We start from the raw sequence: 17552 nt of genomic DNA, 5'->3' as shown, positions 1-17552 counted from the left end.
TGCTCAGGCACCCACCGGATCGTGGCAGGAGACGAGCTTGGTGCCGTCCACGAAGGCCGCCTCGATCTGCAGCAGCGGGAGCATGTCGCGCACGCCGGGCATGACGTCCTCGGCGGTGACGAACTTCTTCCCGATCTCCATGCACTCGGCGACGGTCCGGCCGTCCCGGGCCGCCTCCAGGATCCCTTCGCTGATCAGTGCGACGGCCTCGCTGTAGTTCAGCTTCAGGCCGCGAGCGCGACGTCTGCGGGCGAGGTCAGCCACCACGTAGACATAGAGCTTGTCGATCTCCCGTGGAGCGAGATTCACGGATGCACTCCTTTCGAGGGCGGGGCGGCTGTGTGCGGTCGCGCGGCGACTGAACCGGGCAGCCGGGGGGTTCCCGGGCATGCCGGAGGTCAGGCGGGCACCTGTTTCGGGGGACTACGCCCTGGGGTTCGGGGCGGCTTGGGCCGTGGGCCCGATGGGGCAGAAATTTCACTATGCGGAATTATGTTTCCGCATGAACGAACGTAGAGCGGCCACGAGCTCGCGTCAACGGGTTGTTGAAGGGCTTGGTCGTTTCTTTAACCGCGCACCGAGAGGCATGGACAGCGCCGAGGGATCGGGCGACTCGGGCCCTCGGGGGTGCGCCCGACCGAGCCCCCGGCCGGACCGCCTCCCGCTTCAGGCAAGGGTCCGCCGCCGCGGGCAGAATCAAGACAGGGCACCGTGGTCCGGGTCAGGAGGCAGTGATGGGCGCCAGTGAGGTCCGTGCCGAGTCCCGCGAGCCCGAGCTGCCCCTCCGGATCTTCCTCCTCGACGACCACGAGGTGGTCCGGCGCGGGGTGCGCGACCTGCTGGAGGCCGAGCCGGACATCGAGGTGGTCGGCGAGGCCGCCACCTGTGCGCAGGCGCTGGCCCGGATCCCCGCGCTGCGGCCGCGGGTGGCCGTCCTCGACGTCCGGCTGCCCGACGGGGACGGGGTCACCGTCTGCCGCGAGCTGCGCGATCGGCTGCCGGACCTGGCCTGCCTGATGCTGACCTCGTTCGACGACGACGACGCGCTGCTGGACGCGATCATGGCCGGAGCCGCGGGATACGTGCTGAAGCAGGTCAAGGGCGAGGACCTGGTCGCCGCGGTGCGCACGGTGGCCGCCGGGAAGTCGACGCTCGACCCGGCGAGCACCGGCAAGCTGATGGAGCGTCTGCGCCACCACGAGGAGAGCGACACCGAGGCGGTCCTGGGCCAACTGACCCCGCGCGAGCGCGAGATCCTCGTGCTGGTAGGTGAGGGCAAGACCAACCGGCAGATCGGCGAGGAGCTGTACCTGGCCGAGAAGACCGTCAAGAACCACGTCTCGCGGCTCCTCGCCAAGCTGGGCGTGGAGCGCCGGCTCCAGGCGGCCGTGCTCGCCGCGCAGGTCGAGGCCGAGCAGCACCACTCGCACTGACTCCTCCAGCCGTGCCGAGCCGTGCCGTGCCGAGCCGCTGCGGGCAGGGCAACCCGACCCGCGCCGGGGCCGGTCGCCCCAGCGGTAAGAGCCGATCGGCCCAAGCGATCCCGGCGGACCGGGCGGGAGAGTGGTCCCAGAAGCCAGAGCTCCGTTCCGTCCGGCCTAGGAGCGTCGCCATGATCGCAGCGGCCCTCGACGCCGCCACCCTGGAGAAGCTGATCTCCGCCGCAGTGGCCGCGCCGTCCATCCACAACACCCAGCCCTGGCGGTTCCGGCTGCGCCCGGAGACCTCCGTGCTGGAGGTCCGGGCAGCCCGCGAGCGCGCCCTGCCGGTCACCGACCCCCGCGGCCGGTCGCTGCACATCTCGGTCGGCGCCGCCGTGTTCAACCTGCGGATCGCCGCCCGCGAGCTCGGCTGGGCCCCCGAGGTGCGGCTGCTGCCCGACCCCGGCGAACCCGACCTGCTGGCCGCGGTGGTGCTGGACCGGCCGGCCCTGGCCGCCGCCTCTGAGACCGATCGGCTGTACCAGGAGATCTGGCACCGGCACACCGTCCGGGCGCCGTTCAGCGGGCAGCCCGTTCCCGCCGAGGTGCTCGACGAACTGGTCGAGGCGGCCGGCTGGGAGGGCGCGCTGCTGCACCTGCCGGGGCCGGCCGAGCGGACCCGGCTGCTCGAACTGACCGCCGAGGCCGAGCGCCGCAGCACCACCGACCCGGAGCGCAGCGTGGAGAGCCGGGGCTGGGTGCAGGGCCCTGGCGCGGCTCCGTACGGGATCCCGGTCGCCGCGCTCGGACCGCAGGACGCGGCCGGGCGGCTGCCGATGCGGGACTTCGCGGCCCTGCACCCCGCCGAGCACCAGCCGCCCGCCGCCTTCGAGGCCGACCCCTGCCTGGCGGTGCTGGCCACCCGTGAGGACCGCCCGGTGGACTGGCTGCACGCCGGGATGGGGCTGCAGCACGTGCTGCTGGTGGCCACCGCGCACCAGGTCCGCGCCTCGCTGCTGCACCAGGCGATGGAGTGGCCCTACCTGCGCTGGAACACCCGCGAGCCCCGGCAGGGCCCGGGCTTCACGCAGATGCTGATCCGGCTCGGCTACGGCCCGCAGGGCGCGGCGACCCCGCGCCTGGAGGTGAAGGAGGTGCTGGAGGGCGACGAGTACTGAGCAGTCGTCAACTGAGCAGCCGTCTACTGAGCAGCCGTCAACTGAGTGAGCGTCAACTGGGCAGTCGTCAACTGAGTGGGCGTCAGCTGTCGGAAAGCGGGACCCGCCAGACCAGCTCGGTGCCGCCCTGCTCCCGGGCCTGCGCGCGGAAGCTGCCGCCGTGGGCGGCGGCCCGTTCGGCGAGGTTGGCCAGGCCGCTGCGCCGGCCGTCCGCCGGCAGCCCGACACCGTCGTCCGTCACCGTGACCACCAGCTCGGAGCCGGCGGCCAGCTCGACCTCCACCGCGGTGGCCCGCGCATGCCGGGCCGCGTTCGAGAGCGCCTCCTCAAGCACCGCCACGGCGTCCTCGGCCAGCGGCGCCGGCACGGTGACGTCCAGCAGGCCGGTCATCCGCAGGGCCGGGGCGAAGCCCAGGGCCGCAGCCCCGCGCTCGACGGCCTGGACCGCGTGCGCCCGCAGACCGGTGGCCTGCGGGCCGCTCTCGCGCACCCGGAGACCGAAGATCGTGGCGCGGATGGTCCTCGCCGTCTCGTCCAGGTCGTCGACGGCGCGCAACACCCGCTCCCGCGCCTGCGGGTGGTCGATGAACCGGGTGGCGCTCTGCAGGGTCATGCCGGTGGCGAACAGGCGCTGGATGGCCAGGTCGTGCAGGTCCCGGGCGATCCGGTCGCGCTCGCTGAGCAGGGCGACCTGCTCGGAGTCCCGGCGTCGCTCGGCCAGCTCCATCGCGACCGCCGCCTGTCCGGCGAAGCCCGCCAGCGGCGCGGACTCGTCCTCGTCGAAGAGCGCCTTGCCGGCCGCCCGGGCCAGCATCAGCACCCCGCGCACGCCGCCCTCCGGTGTGCCGACCGGCACCGCGACCGCCGGGCCCAGGCCCGCCCAACGCGGCGGTCCGGCGGTGATCCGCGGGTCCTTGCGCACGTCGCTGCTGACCACCAGCCCGCCGGTCAGGGCCGCGGCGCCCATGAACGAGCCGGACAGCGGCAGCACGAGCCCGGCGTGCTTCTCGGCGTCCAGCCCGACCGCGATCCGTACCTCCAGCTCGTGGGCGCCGGTCACCGGCAGCGCGATCACGGTGAGATCCGCGCCGGCGATCTCGCCGGCCCGGGCCACCAGCAGGTCCAGCACCTCGGACTCGCCGTGCCCGGACAGCAGGCCGCTGGTCACCTCCGCACCGGCCGCCAGCCAGCGCTCGCGCAGTTGTGCCTGCGCGTACAGCCGCGCGTTGTCGATCGCCACGCCCGCCGCCACCGCGAGGGTGGACAGGACCGCCTCGTCCTCGGGGTCGAACTCGCGCCCGCCGCGCTTCTCGGTCAGGTAGAGATTGCCGAACACCTTCTCCCGCACCCGGATCGGTACACCCAGGAAGCTGTGCATCGGTGGATGGTTGGCTGGGAAGCCGTACGAGGACGGGTGGCGGGAGATCTCGGGCAGCCGCAGTGGCTGCGGGTGGCGGATCAGTTCGCCCAGCAGGCCGTGCCCGGTCGGCAGCCGGCCGATCCTCCCGACCTGCTCGTCGGTCACCCCGACCGGGATGAACTGTGCGAGCCGCTGGTCCTCGCCGATCACCCCGAGCGCGCCGTACTCCGCGTCCACCAGGCTCACCGCCGCCTCGACGATGTGCCGCAGGGCCTGCGAGAGTTCCAGGTCCCGGCCCACCGAGAGGACCGCCTCCAGCAGGCCGTGCACCCGGTCCCGGGTGCCGCGGGCGGTGTCGAGGCGGGCCTGCAGCTCGTCCAGCAGCTCGTCGAGCCGAAGGCGCGGCAGGCCGGCCGACCCCTCTTCCGATCCGTCGTCCACCGGCTCCTCCACCGTTGCCGAGCGCCTTCGACCAGCCTAGGCACAACCTGCTCGGGCGGCGTGCGAGGACCGTGGCGTGCGAGGACCGTTCGGCCCGGCACCGGGGCCACTCGGCCCATGCGACTCCCCGTCTCCGGGCGGAGGCTGAAGGGGACACCGAGACACGGGAGCGCGCGATGAAGGCACTGACGTACCACGGACCGGGCCGCCGCACCTGGGGCGAGGTCCCCGACCCCGTCGTGGTCGACCCCGAGGACGCGGTCGTCCGGGTGGACGCCGTCACCATCTGCGGCACCGATCTGCACATCCTCAAGGGCGATGTCCCCGAGGTCACCGACGGGCGCATCCTCGGCCACGAGGCCGTCGGCACCGTCGTCGAGACCGGACCGGGCGTGCGCACCATCGCGGTCGGCGACCGCGTCCTGGTCTCCTGCATCTCCGCCTGCGGCCGCTGCGGCTACTGCCGGCAGGGCGCTTACGGCCAGTGCACCGGCGGCGGGGGCTGGATCCTCGGCCACCTGATCGACGGCACCCAGGCCGAGTACGTCCGCACCCCCTTCGCCGACAACTCCCTGCACAGGCTGCCCGACAGCGTCACGGACGAGGCCGCCCTGCTGCTGGCGGACATCCTGCCCACCTCCTTCGAGGTCGGCGTCCGCAACGGCCGGGTGAGCCCGGGGGACACCGTGGTGATCGTCGGCGCCGGCCCGATCGGCCTGGCCGCCATCATCACCGCCCGCCTCTACAGCCCCGGCCGGATCATCGCCGTGGACCTGGCCGACAGCCGGCTCGACGCCGCCAAGCGCCTCGGCGCCGACGAGGTCCTGAACGCCGCACGCGCCGACGCTGCCGCGATCCGCGCGCTCAGCCCCGACGGGCTCGGCGCCGACGTGGCCATCGAGGCCGTCGGCGTGCCGGAGACCTTCGAACTGTGCACCCGCGTGGTGCGCCCCGGCGGCCGGGTCGCCAACGTCGGCGTCCACGGCAAGCCCGCCACGCTGCACCTCGAAGAGCTGTGGATCAAGAACCTGACCATCACCACCGGCCTGGTCGACACCAACACCACCCCGCTGCTCCTGGACATGCTCGCCGCCGGCCGGCTCGGCACCGCGGACCTGGTCACCAACCGCTTCGGCCTGGACGAGATGCCGGACGCCTACGACGTCTTCGCCGACGCCGGGAACAACGGCGCGCTGAAGGTCGCCCTGTTCCGCACCTGAGGACGAGCCGCGCTCAGGCGGCCCACGCCCGCAGCAGTTCCAGGAACGAGCCGAACTCGACCTGCGTCGGCGGCCCGCAGTCCACGCAGACCACCTGCCCCACCCGGCCTCCGCGCAGCGGCACCAGGTCCACCGCCCGGTACGAGCTGTCGCCGCCGTCGTGCACCGGCAGCCACCCCGGGTACCAGGAGTTCCCCTGACGCACGGGGTCACCGTTGCGCTGGTTCCACTCGCACCCGCAGTCCTCGTCGCCGTCCTGGTGGTCGCACGACGTGTCGGTACAGCCCAACAGCCCCTCGTGCGGCTCCGCGATCCGGTGCACCGGCAGGAGCTCGAGCGGTGGCCCCCACTCGGGGTGCTCGTCCGGGAGACTCAAGTGAGTCGAAGGTCGACGTAGGCGATGGTGTCGCCCGGGAGGATGTAGCGGTCGAACTCGGTGAAGCCGCGGGCGTGGGCGAAGCGCAGGCCGTCCTCGTTGGTGGCCAGGACGACGGTCTCGATGACGGTCGCGCCCAGCGCGCGGGCATGTTCGAGCCCGCGCTGGTAGAGCTGCTCGCCGAGGCCCTGGCGGCGGTGGGCGGGGAGGATGCGGGCGATCACGGTGGCGGTGGTGGGGTTGCCGCCGGCGGGCGGGCGTACGGTCATGCAGCCCACCGGTTCGCCGTCGCGGTACGCGACCACCAGGTGGTTGCGTCCGGCGCGTTCGCGCACCTCCTCGAGTGACAGGACGTCAGTCGGGATGATCACGTTGTGTATGTGCTGCCAGTCGGCGAGCGTGGCGTCGTCCGCCGGCTGCGTGAAGATGAGGTTGGCCACCGCAGTAGCGAACCGGCTGACCCGGCGAGCCGTCAACCGGATTCGCCGGCCGTGCAAGCAGGCGGCGGACCGCGAGCCGTCCTCCTGCTCATGCTGCTCATGCGGTACTGCGGTCACCCGCCGCCTCGATGTCGTGAGCTGCCGGGCACGGTGAGCGCGACCGAGCCCGAAGCGGTTGGGGCGGTGGGTAGTTGTCGCAGCCCGGCTACTGCTGTGATGCCCGTAGGGCCGCTCCCGAGGAGGCGACATCCAGGTCGATCACGACTTCCTCGCCTTCTCGGCGGCTGAACCGTGGGCTTGTACTCGCGTCAGACACCACGATCTACCGGATCAGGGCACGATCGTGAGGGCGGAACCCACACATTGATCGCCGCCGGTACCCGCCCTAGCCGTACGGGTTGAGAGCCCAGAAGCGGACGGTGTCGCTGCGACGGTCGAACCACAGTTTTGCGGACCGGCCGCCGCCATCGCGGTCGAGCTCGTGCGACCGGATCCACTCCGGGTTCTTCGGCCCCTCGCCCTTCAGCGGCTTCTCGAACCACGAGGAGAAGTCGTCGGTCGGCCCCTCGGACACGAAGGCATGGGCCGCCGTCAGCTCGGCCAGTTTCCCCGCTGTCAGCCGGGCGAGGCCCGAGATCACCAGCTCCGGCGACGGCGTGCCCCGGCCGTCGTCCCGGCTGCTCACCCACTTGGCGTCGGTGAGCGGGCCCAGTAGCGGGAACGCCTGCTCCAACGGTGCGGTGTCGGTGTGCCAGTTCCCCTTGACCCCGGTCGCCACCTGACGCAGGGCCCACCAGGCGGGTACGACTGCCAGTCCCGCCCCGAGCCCGATAAGCTTCCGTCGCTCCAACACATCCCCCTCATAATCCGGTCAATGCCGTCAGCGCACAAGATCATCACCGAAACCGGTTGTGGTGTCCTTAGCAGCTCGGCTGTGGCTCATGTTGACGGTCTGTTGGCAGCAGTTCCGCGCTCGTGGTCCGCGTGTCTGGAGGTCGACTGGGCGGTCGTTGCCCCGGCTCACCTGCCTATCCGGACAGCCGTCAGTCGTGGTCGTAGACCGTCACCGGGATGCCTTGATCGGTGAGGCGGGCGGTGACCAGCGGTTCCACCCGCTCCCAGCGGCCGCCGGCCAGGCCGCAGCCGATCCGGGGAAGGTGGACGGAGGCACCCAGCGGGAGGACCAGGTCGGCGAGCCGTCCCAGTGCGGTGTTGATCGCCTCGTAGCGGACCGGGACGCCGGCGGAACGGCTGGTACGAATGCCGCGCTGGCCGACCATGTTGGCCACCCAGGTGTCCGGTGCCACCTGGACCAGCTGCACCGCGCCGAGCCCGAAGTCGTTGCGCGCCCGTTCCCGGTGCCAGCGCCGGTAGGCCGCCTCCGGCTCCGGCCACCGACGCGAGAGGGCCAGCACGAAGCCCTTGCCCCAGCCCCCGAGGTCGTTGCAGACGTGCGCGATCACCTTGGGTCCCTTGGCCTGCGGACTGGTCGCATCGCCACGCAGGTATCTGATCTCACTCCCCATGCCCGCATGCTACGGACCGTCACCGACATCGCCCGCCCCTGAGGCGATCAGGCCATACGAACTGATGGTGGGCCGGGACGGTGGTGGTGCCGACGTTGTGGCGGTGCCCCCAAGTCGCCGCGCGTGCGACTCGAAGGCGCCGCCGCTCAGGCCGGCGGGGTGTATCCCTTCACCGGGTGTTTGGCGAGGGTGGCGCGGACGGCTTCGGGGAGGGTGGCGGCGAAGACGAGTTCGAGTCCCTGGCGCTGTTTGGCGGTGAGCTGGTGGCTGTCGGGTTCGTTGGCGGCCGGGGCGACCAGGCGGGTGGCGTGGCCGTGTTTGGCACCGGCGGCCGCTTCTTGCAGGTTCGCGGCCACCACCAGTTCGCCGGACGCGGACAGCGCCCCGGTCACCGCCGACTCGGGCCGGACGATCCGGCCGGTGAGCAGCGAGACCAGGGCGACAGCGGCCGCCACCGCGGTGCCGGCTGCGTGCTCGGGGCCCGCGCCGTCCGGCAGGCCGCCGTAGGGCTGGTCGAAGCGCAGGTCGTGGCGGGTGAACCAGTCGGTACCCAGCTGCGGCAGGACGTCGGCGGCATGGGCGCGGACGCAGGCGACGGCGGCTTCGGCCGGTGCGCCCAGCAGTGCGCCTAGCGGCCCAGTGGTGATGATCTGGCCCCGGCCCGGACCGAGGGCGACCTGGAGCGGCAGCAGCATGCCGGCCACCGGGGTCCAGGCCAGGCCGGGCCTCTGATCGTAGCGGTGGGCGAGAAGCTCGGACTCGGCCCGGTAGCGATTGGCCTGCTCCTGGTAGTGCTGATGGTTCTGCAGGTCGGCCTCGTAGTCGACGACCAGTCGGGAGGGGTTGGCGGGGTCGTACCAGACCGGGACTGTGCCGCCCTGCAGCTTGAGGGTGTGCGCGCGGGTCAGCACGGTGGCCTCGAAGGGCAGGTCCATCGGGTTCGGCGGGACCACCCGCAGCTTCAGCCGGACGTCCAGCCAGCGGGAGGTCAGGTCCTCGTCGGGGGCCCAGAGCGCGCGGAGGTTGGTGCCGCTGCCCAAGGTGGTGACCGACAGGATCTCGGCGGTCGCCTGGCAGCCCGTGCGACGCAACTCGTTGAGCAGGTGCTGGTGTTTGAAGAGCATCGACGCCCCCTCGTGCGCCGCCCCCGGCGGACGGCCGCCCCAGCATACGAGCAGCTTCTGAAAGGGTCCTGGGTGCTCGGGCTGGCACGTTGCCCCCAGTGCCCCAGGCCCGCTCTTGTGGATCGTGCGGGGCGCGCGACGCGGGTCCGCGTGCTCAGCCGGCAAGATCCCTATGAGATTGCTCTGGCCCTGGCGCTGCCGGTGGTCAGGTCAGTGTGGTTGCCAGCAGTGCGGCGGTAGCGGCGAGCAGTGGTTCGTCCGCGGGTGTGGCGGCGTGCTGAGTGGTGGCCAGGATTGCGATCACGATGGGTCCGTGGTCGGGTGGCCAGGCGATGCCGACGTCGTTGGTGGTGCCGTAGCCGCCGGTGCCGGTCTTGTCCGCGACCGTCCAGCCGTTGGGCAGTCCCGCTCGCAAGCGGTTGCCGCCGGTGGTGTTGGCGAGCAGCCATCCGGTCAGCCTCTCGCGGTCTCGCGGTTCGAGCGCGGTGCCCAGGGTGAGCCGGGCGCAGGTGCGGGCGAGCGCGCGGGGGCTGGAGGTGTCGGTCACGCGCTCGGGCTCCGCCGAGTTCAGCTCGGGCTCCCACCGGTCGAGCCGGGTCACGTCGTCTGCGATGGATCGGCAGAACCGGGTGACCGCGCCGGGGCCGCCGAGTTCACGCAGCAGGAGGTTCGCCGCCGTGTTGTCGCTGTGCTCGATGGCGGCCGCGCACAGGTCTGCGACGGTCATGCCGCCGGCGAGATTCTCGGGCTGGCCCGTGATCGGCGCGTAGCCCGACCGCGTGACCTCCTGCTGCGTGTACCGGATGCGCGTGGCGAGGAACTCGCCGTCCCGGTCGAGGTCCCTCAGAACCGCGGCCGCGGCGATCGTCTTGAACGTCGAGCACATCGGGAACAGTTCGTCCGCGCGGTGGAGCACGGTCCTGCCGGTGACGGTGTTGCAGGCGAACACCCCCAGGCGTGCGGAATGCGCCTGCTCAAGAGCGCGCAGCCGCCCGGTGATCCCGTCTTCGTCCGTGCCTTGCGCGAACGCGCTTTCCCCGGTGGGGAGAACAACGGCAAGGGCCGAGGCGGCGGCCCCGGCAAGAACCCCACGCCGACTGGGACGCACTTCCATGACCTTCTCCCTTTTTCTCACGCGATCACGCGATCGCGGTCACCCGGGCGCTATAGCTGCCCCTTTCAGATCATCTACCCCTCATCCATCCCTTGCGGGGACGCGCCGCATGCGAGCTCACCGGTTCGGGGCCGACTTGCCCGACGTGGACCAGCGACACGGTTTCGGCCCCTCAGCCAGACCTCTACTGGACCGGACCAGCCAGCGTTTCGATGGGTAGGGGCGGCCATTTCGGTTCCGTCCGGGTAAGGCTTGCCAGCTCTTCCGGTGGCTCGGCGCCGTCCTGAACGGTCGTGATGTAGGCCTTTGCTTCCTGCGGGTTCAGCCGCGGGGCCTGCTTGCGCAGGTGGCTCATTGCGGCCACGACGCCGGCGGAGTGGATGAGCGAGCGCACGGCGGAGGCCAGTGGATCAGGCGGTCTGATGCCCTTGGTCTGCAGGAGGTACTGCTCCTCCCAGCCCTCGTCCTCCCACCAGACGGCGGGCACGTAGTGGATGCTCCCGTCGTGCCGGTCAACCAGGTAGTGACCGCCAACGAAGCTGCCGCGCACCTCGCGAGAGCGGGCCTGCTCCGCCGAGCGCCAGAAGACGAGCCAGCCGACCGCGCGTTCCTGCACGTGGTAGACGTCCGGCGTGGGGGCGGACCCCCTCCATGGCTGCGTCGGCAGCTCTGTGGCCAGGAAGGACTCGACGAGCTCGACGGCGCGTTCCTTGGAGATCACGATCTCATCATTCGCCACGGGTCAACCAGTTTTCGGCATGCCGGCGCCGTCGCGGGCCGAGAAGGTAGCGACACGCCCCTTGCCCAGCGCTTCAGTTGGCGAAGCCCGCCGACCGAAGCGCTCAGTGCCGTGCAATTGGTCCAGACCTATTGACCGAGATGTGCCAGGCCAAGGCGGCCGGGGCGACGATCCTGATGTCGATCGGAGGTGCCACCGCCGGCATCGACCTCAGCTCCAGCACGGTCGCCGACCGGTTCGTGGCGACCGTCGTCCCGATCCTCAAGAAGTACAACTTCGACGGAATCGACATCGACATCGAGACCGGCCTGTCCGGAAGCGGCAACATCAACACGCTGTCCGCCTCCCAGGCCAACCTGGAGCGCATCATCGACGGCGTGCTGGCCCGGATGCCCGCAGGCTTCGGCCTGACGATGGCCCCCGAGACCGCGTACGTCACCGGCGGAAGCGTCACCTACGGGTCGATCTGGGGCGCCTACCTGCCGATCATCAAGAAGTACGCCGACAACGGGCAACTGTGGTGGCTGAACATGCAGTACTACAACGGCAGCATGTACGGCTGCTCCGGCGACTCCTACCAGGCCGGCACCGTGCAGGGTTTCACCACGCAGACCACGTGCCTTCAGGGCACCACCATCAAGGTGCCCTACGACAAGCAGGTGCCCGGCCTGCCGGCCCAACCCGGCGCGGGCGGTGGCTACATGGACCCGAGCCTGGTCGGCCAGTCGTGGAACGCCTTCGGCGGTTCACTGAAGGGGCTCATGACGTGGTCGATCAACTGGGACGGTTCGAAGGGCTGGACCTTCGGCGACAACGTCAAGTCCCTGCAGAGCCGTTGATTTCCGGCTGACTTCCGTCGACGTCCCGCGCTGTCGAGGAGCCGTTCCTGCAGTGCACTGCGTACGAACAGCGGGAGACGCGACGCGCCGCGGTGGCCCTGCATCGCGGTTCGCACCGGCGGCGCCGGCCTCGCCGTACGATCGATTGGGCCGCCCCAACCAGGTGGGCCGCCCGAACGGATTGGACCGCCCGAGACGAAGCGTCCTCGTGTCGACGTCGGCCCCGGCTGCGGTGGCGCAGCCCGCGGAAGGAGAGCCGCAGCCATGCTGATCTATTCGATGGGTGTCTCGCTGGACGGCTACATCACCGATCGATCGGGCAGGTTCGGGTGGACGGTCCCCAGCGAGGAGCAGTTCCGTTTCCACGTCGAGCAGACCCGAGAACTGGGCGGCTTTCTGTGCGGCCGCAAGCTTTACGAGACCATGCTGCCGTGGGAGACGGATCCGTCGATGCGCGAGAACGAGCTCTGGGCCCAGTTCGCCGACCTCTGGAGCGCACTCCCGAAGATCGTCTTCAGTCGCACGCTCGACAGGGTTCAAGGCCATGCCCGGCTCGCCGAGGCGTCGGTGTCCGAGGAGGCCGCCGCAGCGCTCGCCGAGACCGACAAGGAGGTCGCGATCGGCGGCGCCGGGCTGGCCGCAGCCGCGATCGAGCTCGGCCTGGTCGACGAGCTGCGGATGTTCCGCCATCCGATCGTCGTCGGTGGCGGTACACCGTTCCTGCCGTCGGTCACCGAGGACATCCGGCTGGACCTGGTCGAGACCAGGACGTTCGGCTCGCGGGTGGTCTACGAGCGTTACCGGCGCGCCCTCGACGACTCGGACTGAGTCCCGCGTCCGCCGTGGTGGGTCAGCGGTATTCGCAGAGGTAGGCGGTGTCAACCGCCACCTGGAGCTGGAACTTGCTGTCTCCGGGGACCTCGAAGCGGCTGCCGGCGGTGAAAGTCTCCCAGTCGTCGGCGCCGGGCAGCTTGACGGTGAGGGCGCCGCTGACCACGTGCATGATTTCCCGGGCGGCCGTGCCGAACTCGTACTCGCCGGGAGCCATCACGCCGATGGTCGCCGGTCCCTGCTCCTGGGTGAAGGCGATTGACGTGACCGAGCCGTCGAAGTATTCATTGACCTTGAACATGGACATCCTCCCGGGAAGTGAACGGAGACGGCTGCCAGGTATTCGGCGGCGGCCGGTCACCGATCGGGAACTCTAGCAGCGGTGACCACCCGTTCATCAAGTGTCCACCGCCATGCGGACGGGAACTGATCGGCGCCGAAATGGGCGCCTACCGCATCCCGGGTTTGCCTGCAACGTCGGCCCAGTCCGTGGACAGCTGCGGTATTCCCTGCTGCTTTCCGGGAACTGCCCGTCGTCCTCCTTTCCGGGCGATCCGAATTCCCCCATCCGGCACAACGCACCATTCGCTGCCATGGCGATCCCGCTCGGTGGCGCAAGCAACAGGAGGCATTCCCGGTACCGCTTCCCGTGGCCGTGCTGGACGGCCACGGGCCAAGCAGGACCGGACTCTGGCCCGCTACGGCCTCCACACCGTCGGCCCACTGGTCGAACCCGTGCAGGGGACCATCGAGAGGATCCTGGGTGGACGGGCCGGGCGTCTGGCGGCGAACCGGGCGCGAGGCATCGACCCGCGCCGCCTCATTCCCCGGGGACCTGCCCGACAGTGCCCGGGAGAAGATAATTCGCGGCCAAGTCCGGAAGCGTTCGCTAGGTTCGAGCAGCTCACGGCCGTCGAGACGGGAGCCGGTCCTGCCCTGGCGAAGTAGCGCTGCGGCGGGCTCGGCCACTTACGGATCGTCGGCAGGACTGGTGATCACCCAATACGGGGTGCGCTGAGTGAGGGCGGGGACGTGCATGGAGGGATCGTCGCATGAGGGTTGTCATTGACGGACAGTTGATCCGGACCGAGTCGGATGTGCATGACGCCCTGTCCGGCCCGCTGGACTTCGGCCCCTACTACGGCGGGAACCTCAACGCCCTGTGGGACCGCCTCTCCACGGACGCGGAGCGTCCGGTGGAGCTGATCTGGGAGCAGGCGCAGGCCAGCCGGGAGGCGCTGGGGGCGGCGAAGTTCGGGGCGATCTGTTCGGTGTTGCGACGGGCGGCCCGCGAGGATGCCGCTTTCGGGCGCAAGGAACGGTTCAAGGCGCGGATCGAAACCGAGAGCGGTTGGGAGGAGCTGGCATAGCAAGCGCGGGCCCGAGCAGCGGACATGTCCTCACGCACGTGACGACGCGGGGGGAGCCTTTCTAGTTCGGAGAATTCGCGGCCCACCTGAACTGGGCCGCGATCAGCCTGATGACCCGCCGCCTTGCTCGCCAGCAGCAAGTGGCACGTGGCAAGAGCACCCGCACACCGAACTGCTGAAGGCCGGAACGTTGCCGCCTGACTTGAGCTCGTGTCAGCTCCTGGCAGCCGTCCGGTCGCATCGCATCGCATCGCATCGACGTCGGCGCAGGAAGCGAACTGCCTACTGGATGGCCCAGCGGTGTGGATGCGCGGGATCGGTGGGGCAGGCGAAGATGTTGAGCTCGCCAGAACGGCCCACAATGACGCCGGTCGGCGTGGCGTACAGGTGTGGGGGCAGGCCGCGATCTTCGACTGGCGTCCAACTGCCGCTGCCGCCGTCCCACTCCGAGCTGTCGACGGTGAGCAGCAGATGCATCGGCGTCGCGCAGGTCGGGCAGTCCATCGGCTAGGGGTCGGTCCTGTGCCAGGAGGCGTAACCTCCCACACGCCAGCCCGGCGGAATGGACAGGTCGTACTGATAGTCGACTGACGCGCGTGTGCCAGCCCCTTCCGGCTGCGCAGCGTCCTCATCGAACCTCTCTTCCATGAGGGCGTCCTCCCACGCATCGATCCGGGCGCACAGGTCTTCGGGCAGGAGGTCGGCATACGGATAGGTGAACACCTGCTCCGGATGCACCACGCACGGCTCAGGCACGTGGCCTTCGCGGCCGACGACCTGTGGCTGCGGCGGCATGGAGAGCACCTGACCCACCTCCCGCGAGCGCCGCCACCTCAGGTCCAGCGCCCGGCCGTACCCGGTGGGGCCGTGCGAGTCGAGAGGGCACCAGAAGACCTGCAGCAGGTCGCAGTCGCCCGGTCCGGCCGGCAGGTCGGGCACGTCGCGCCGGTACAGCTGCGCCAGCGCGAGCATCGGCATCGGCTGGGCCTCACGCTCCCGCTGCTCCCGCCCCAGCTCGTCGAGCAGCCGGCGCTCCCGCTCAGTGAGCGGCGCGTGGGGACCGCGGGCCGTACCCAGGAGCCGCGCGGACAGCCATCACCGCGACGCCTGTCCGAACGGCTTCCTTGCACACACCAGGGCCCGACAAGCCGCTGACTGGGAACTACAGGTTCAGGCACAGGCGCTGAGCTTGCCGTTAGCCGTCGAGCTGCCCTTGCGTCGCCTCGTGGACAGCGAGTTCCTCCGGAGTGCCGAGGAAGGCCGGCCCGCAGCCGACCGGGAGGCGCTCCAAAACCATGGCGATGGCTTGAGCGACCGACTCCGCAGGCCCCACGGTCTGCGAACGGAGAGGACCTGACACCCAGTAGCTGTCGCCGGCTGCGGGCTGGATGTAGGGGATGTCCCACGTCCACCGTTGTTCGGTGCAGCGGCTGAAGTGCAGCTCACCCATACCGGTCCAGGGAAACAGCTGCCGCAGGCGCGGTTCGGCGTATGCGGCTTCCAGCAGCTCCGGGCGCACGCGTCCGTCAGCGCGGACCTTCTGCCAGCCTGCTTCGACAGCGTCATCGCTCGATGGCCTCAGTGTCATTGGGACATCATGGCCGGACGCGGCCAACGTCGTTAGGTGGCGCCGAACGGCGGCTCGTCGACCCGGGCGGTCGGCCGGGGCCGGGCCGGGTCGATGTTGGTGCACGCGCTGGCGCGTGGGTCATCGCGTGGAGGTTCCTGAACCCCGTCGGACCCGCGCCGGGGTGAGCCTGTTCGACTCGGTCCGCTTCTCCCGGGGGCGGCGGAGGTCGTCGGCCAGGGGACGGGCGGGCCGAAGCTGGGTTTGGGCGGCGATCACCAGCCACGTCCACCGGTCCGCAGCCTGTGGGCTTCGCAGCCTCGGCTTCGTCCAGCCAAGTGCCTGCTTGAACAGACGGAACGTGTGCTCGCGATGAACATCGGCCTCCGACCCACTCTCCCATGGCTCGGGGTCCGAGTTAGGAACGGACCAGGAAACCGGTATTGCTGTCAGAAGTTCTGAGAGGGTGTTCTGCGAGTCTTGGGTTGTTCTCGTAGTCCTTGAAGGCAGGTTGTTGTGACGTAGTTCCTCAGTTGGCCCGTTGGCGGTCCAGCCGACCCGGTGAGTGCCTGAGTTGATCCCCCGTCGCCACCCCACCTCAAGCTGAAGCCCGGAGAAGGCTCACAGAACACCCTCTGACAGGCCGTGATCCAGCCGCCAGGTCCGCCTCCTCTGCTTCCTGTCTGTCGTCAAACGAACGAATGACGACAGGTCTGGCGGGCGTCCAATGAACCCGGGCTTTCCGCGGCCTCGTGGTGGCGCGGATCCAATCAGATTCGACGGCAGCTGGTGACAGGGTTTGCTGACAGGGCTACACGCTCCGCGTCAGCGCCGTGCCCTTCGATCCACTGGCGGCTTCTGACTCGCTGCCAGCCTCTCGACGGCCCCTCGGCCCCGGTCACCTCGACTCAGCGCAAGGACCACCGTGAGTACGCCAACCGCGTCAACACCCCAGCGGACGACACCCCGTAGCGAGTCGTCCTGAATCCGAGATCATCCTGCTCGGAGTGGCCCCCCGGGGAGCGACGCATCGGCCTCGGACCGATCGCAGCATCACTGTTCGGCGTCAGGCGCTTCGACGGTAAACGTCACAACTTCGACCTCGGCATCGGAGGGCAGGCCTGGATAGTGGTCCTGTAGGCCCTTTTTGAGCTCGTCGATGCTCGTGCCGCCGTCGAGCCGAGCCTGTTCGGCGGTGAGGCGATCGAGCCGGTGGCGTTCGACGCCGGTGACGGTGCCGTCCAACGTGCGGTGGGCGTCGTCGTCCTCGAAGAGGAAGATCGCGGGCCCGAGCGCGATCGGATCGTCGTAGCGGACGGTGGAGGTCTTCCGCGCGGTGGCGATGGCCTCGTAGTAGCGCTTGTTGAACCGGACAATTCGACGCGCATCCGCATCGGGGAAGAAGTAGGTGTCCGGCAGGAGCTTCCGGATCGGGCGCAGCGCCGGCCCTTCGTCGGTCGGTACGGCGACGAAGATGTCGGGATGGAGGTCGAGAAGCGCCTGGCGGCAGCGCCCGCACGGCGGGATGAGGCCACGACCTCGATCTCCCGCGGCGGCGATGGTGACGAGCGGTCCGGCTCCCGCTGTTGCGGCGGCACCGAGTACGACGAGCTCGGCGCACGGTCCACCGGTGAAGTGGTAGACGTTGACCGCCTCATGGATCCTGCCGGCCGTGTCCATCGCCGCTGCGGCCACGGTGTGGTTCGGGTCGCTCCCAAGCGTGGCGGCGAGCCGTTCCGCAGCCTCGATGACGCGGCGCTCGGAGTCGAAGAGCTTCATGGAGACCATGGTGCTGACCATAGTGCGATGGACCGAGAACGTCTGCCGGGTTGATGTTCTCGGCCACGCGCGAGGAGTCACCGTCGAGTCGGGACCGCACTCCGACACCATGGTCCAGCTCGCCTCCGGGTGTTGAGATCGTCGCCACCCGTGAGTACTGAACTTGAAAGCGTGATGTCGGCCTGTCGGAGGTGGCCTCAGCGCCCGGCTCGGGGTCCGCTCGGCGG

General features: G+C 70.2%; 19 protein-coding genes and 2 pseudogenes. 6 read left to right on the top strand and 15 right to left on the bottom strand.

Annotation, left to right across the window (positions count from 1 at the left end; translation table 11 throughout):
* Positions 1-3: 3 nt before the first annotated feature.
* A complete protein-coding gene (locus BR98_RS01530; protein WP_035839218.1) occupies positions 4-309 on the bottom strand; it encodes an urease subunit gamma in 306 nt (101 codons plus the stop codon).
* A gap of 425 nt (positions 310-734) precedes the next feature.
* Here BR98_RS01530 and BR98_RS01525 point away from each other — a divergent pair, with 425 nt between their 5' ends.
* Positions 735-1433, top strand: a complete 699-nt coding sequence (locus tag BR98_RS01525; protein ID WP_035839215.1) for a response regulator — start codon at positions 735-737, stop codon at positions 1431-1433.
* Between the two features lie 179 nt (positions 1434-1612).
* Positions 1613-2599 carry an Acg family FMN-binding oxidoreductase gene (locus tag BR98_RS01520; protein ID WP_035839212.1) on the top strand — a complete coding sequence of 329 codons (987 nt, stop codon included), beginning with the start codon at positions 1613-1615 and terminating at the stop codon, positions 2597-2599.
* Positions 2600-2681: 82 nt separating this feature from the next.
* On the opposite strand, the gene BR98_RS01515 is transcribed toward BR98_RS01520, so the two are convergent.
* Positions 2682-4400 (bottom strand): sensor histidine kinase, encoded by a 1719-nt coding sequence (locus tag BR98_RS01515; protein WP_035839209.1) that lies wholly within the window; start codon positions 4398-4400, stop codon positions 2682-2684.
* 176 nt (positions 4401-4576) lie between these two features.
* Here BR98_RS01515 and BR98_RS01510 point away from each other — a divergent pair, with 176 nt between their 5' ends.
* Entirely contained in the window at positions 4577-5620 is a 1044-nt protein-coding gene (locus BR98_RS01510; protein ID WP_035839207.1) for a zinc-dependent alcohol dehydrogenase family protein, read from the top strand.
* 13 nt (positions 5621-5633) lie between these two features.
* Here BR98_RS01510 and BR98_RS01505 read toward each other — a convergent pair whose 3' ends face one another.
* The 7 genes from BR98_RS01505 to BR98_RS01475 form a co-directional block, all read right to left on the bottom strand.
* Positions 5634-5996: an SMI1/KNR4 family protein gene (locus BR98_RS01505; protein ID WP_157537297.1), complete on the bottom strand. Its 363-nt coding sequence runs from the start codon at positions 5994-5996 to the stop codon at positions 5634-5636.
* A complete protein-coding gene (locus BR98_RS40790) occupies positions 5993-6436 on the bottom strand; it encodes a GNAT family N-acetyltransferase (protein ID WP_035839202.1) in 444 nt (147 codons plus the stop codon). The genes BR98_RS01505 and BR98_RS40790 overlap by 4 nt, the downstream gene beginning before the upstream one ends.
* Before the next feature lie 385 nt (positions 6437-6821).
* Complete coding sequence (locus BR98_RS01495) at positions 6822-7169, bottom strand: hypothetical protein (RefSeq protein ID WP_232247195.1); 348 nt, start codon at positions 7167-7169, stop codon at positions 6822-6824.
* Positions 7170-7479: 310 nt separating this feature from the next.
* Positions 7480-7962 carry a macro domain-containing protein gene (locus BR98_RS01490; protein ID WP_035839196.1) on the bottom strand — a complete coding sequence of 161 codons (483 nt, stop codon included), beginning with the start codon at positions 7960-7962 and terminating at the stop codon, positions 7480-7482.
* A 146-nt stretch (positions 7963-8108) separates the two neighbouring features.
* On the bottom strand, positions 8109-9086 hold the full coding sequence (locus BR98_RS01485; protein WP_035839194.1) for a S16 family serine protease: 978 nt from the start codon (positions 9084-9086) through the stop codon (positions 8109-8111).
* A gap of 205 nt (positions 9087-9291) precedes the next feature.
* Entirely contained in the window at positions 9292-10200 is a 909-nt protein-coding gene (gene bla, locus BR98_RS01480) for a class A beta-lactamase (RefSeq protein ID WP_035839191.1), read from the bottom strand.
* A 184-nt stretch (positions 10201-10384) separates the two neighbouring features.
* Positions 10385-10921: a hypothetical protein gene (locus BR98_RS01475; protein ID WP_035839188.1), complete on the bottom strand. Its 537-nt coding sequence runs from the start codon at positions 10919-10921 to the stop codon at positions 10385-10387.
* 155 nt (positions 10922-11076) lie between these two features.
* Here BR98_RS01475 and BR98_RS01470 point away from each other — a divergent pair.
* Positions 11077-11778, top strand: a pseudogene (locus BR98_RS01470) (glycosyl hydrolase family 18 protein); the annotation flags it as partial.
* A 264-nt stretch (positions 11779-12042) separates the two neighbouring features.
* The gene (locus tag BR98_RS01465) at positions 12043-12606 is read left to right on the top strand and encodes a dihydrofolate reductase family protein (RefSeq protein WP_035839185.1); all 564 of its coding nucleotides are present in this window, start codon (positions 12043-12045) and stop codon (positions 12604-12606) included.
* Between the two features lie 22 nt (positions 12607-12628).
* On the opposite strand, the gene ppnP is transcribed toward BR98_RS01465, so the two are convergent.
* The gene (gene ppnP, locus BR98_RS01460; RefSeq protein WP_035839182.1) at positions 12629-12910 is read right to left on the bottom strand and encodes a pyrimidine/purine nucleoside phosphorylase; all 282 of its coding nucleotides are present in this window, start codon (positions 12908-12910) and stop codon (positions 12629-12631) included.
* A gap of 751 nt (positions 12911-13661) precedes the next feature.
* Here ppnP and BR98_RS01455 point away from each other — a divergent pair.
* Positions 13662-13979: a barstar family protein gene (locus BR98_RS01455; RefSeq protein WP_035839180.1), complete on the top strand. Its 318-nt coding sequence runs from the start codon at positions 13662-13664 to the stop codon at positions 13977-13979.
* Between the two features lie 282 nt (positions 13980-14261).
* Here the strand turns inward: BR98_RS01455 and BR98_RS42240 are convergent, their stop codons facing one another.
* The 5 genes and pseudogenes from BR98_RS42240 to BR98_RS01440 form a co-directional block, all read right to left on the bottom strand.
* Positions 14262-14483: a hypothetical protein gene (locus tag BR98_RS42240; protein ID WP_051969181.1), complete on the bottom strand. Its 222-nt coding sequence runs from the start codon at positions 14481-14483 to the stop codon at positions 14262-14264.
* Between the two features lie 3 nt (positions 14484-14486).
* Complete coding sequence (locus BR98_RS42235; RefSeq protein ID WP_051969180.1) at positions 14487-14957, bottom strand: hypothetical protein; 471 nt, start codon at positions 14955-14957, stop codon at positions 14487-14489.
* A 217-nt stretch (positions 14958-15174) separates the two neighbouring features.
* A complete protein-coding gene (locus BR98_RS01445) occupies positions 15175-15567 on the bottom strand; it encodes a DUF6193 family natural product biosynthesis protein (protein ID WP_232247193.1) in 393 nt (130 codons plus the stop codon).
* 7 nt (positions 15568-15574) lie between these two features.
* Positions 15575-15915 (bottom strand): annotated as a pseudogene (locus BR98_RS40785) (NF041680 family putative transposase); the annotation flags it as partial.
* A 684-nt stretch (positions 15916-16599) separates the two neighbouring features.
* Positions 16600-17325 carry an ASCH domain-containing protein gene (locus BR98_RS01440; RefSeq protein ID WP_035842386.1) on the bottom strand — a complete coding sequence of 242 codons (726 nt, stop codon included), beginning with the start codon at positions 17323-17325 and terminating at the stop codon, positions 16600-16602.
* Positions 17326-17552: the final 227 nt, after the last annotated feature.

The organism is Kitasatospora azatica KCTC 9699, assembly GCF_000744785.1.
In the GTDB taxonomy this organism is placed as follows: Bacteria; Actinomycetota; Actinomycetes; order Streptomycetales; family Streptomycetaceae; genus Kitasatospora; species Kitasatospora azatica.
This window is presented reverse-complemented; position numbering and strand designations above follow the sequence as displayed.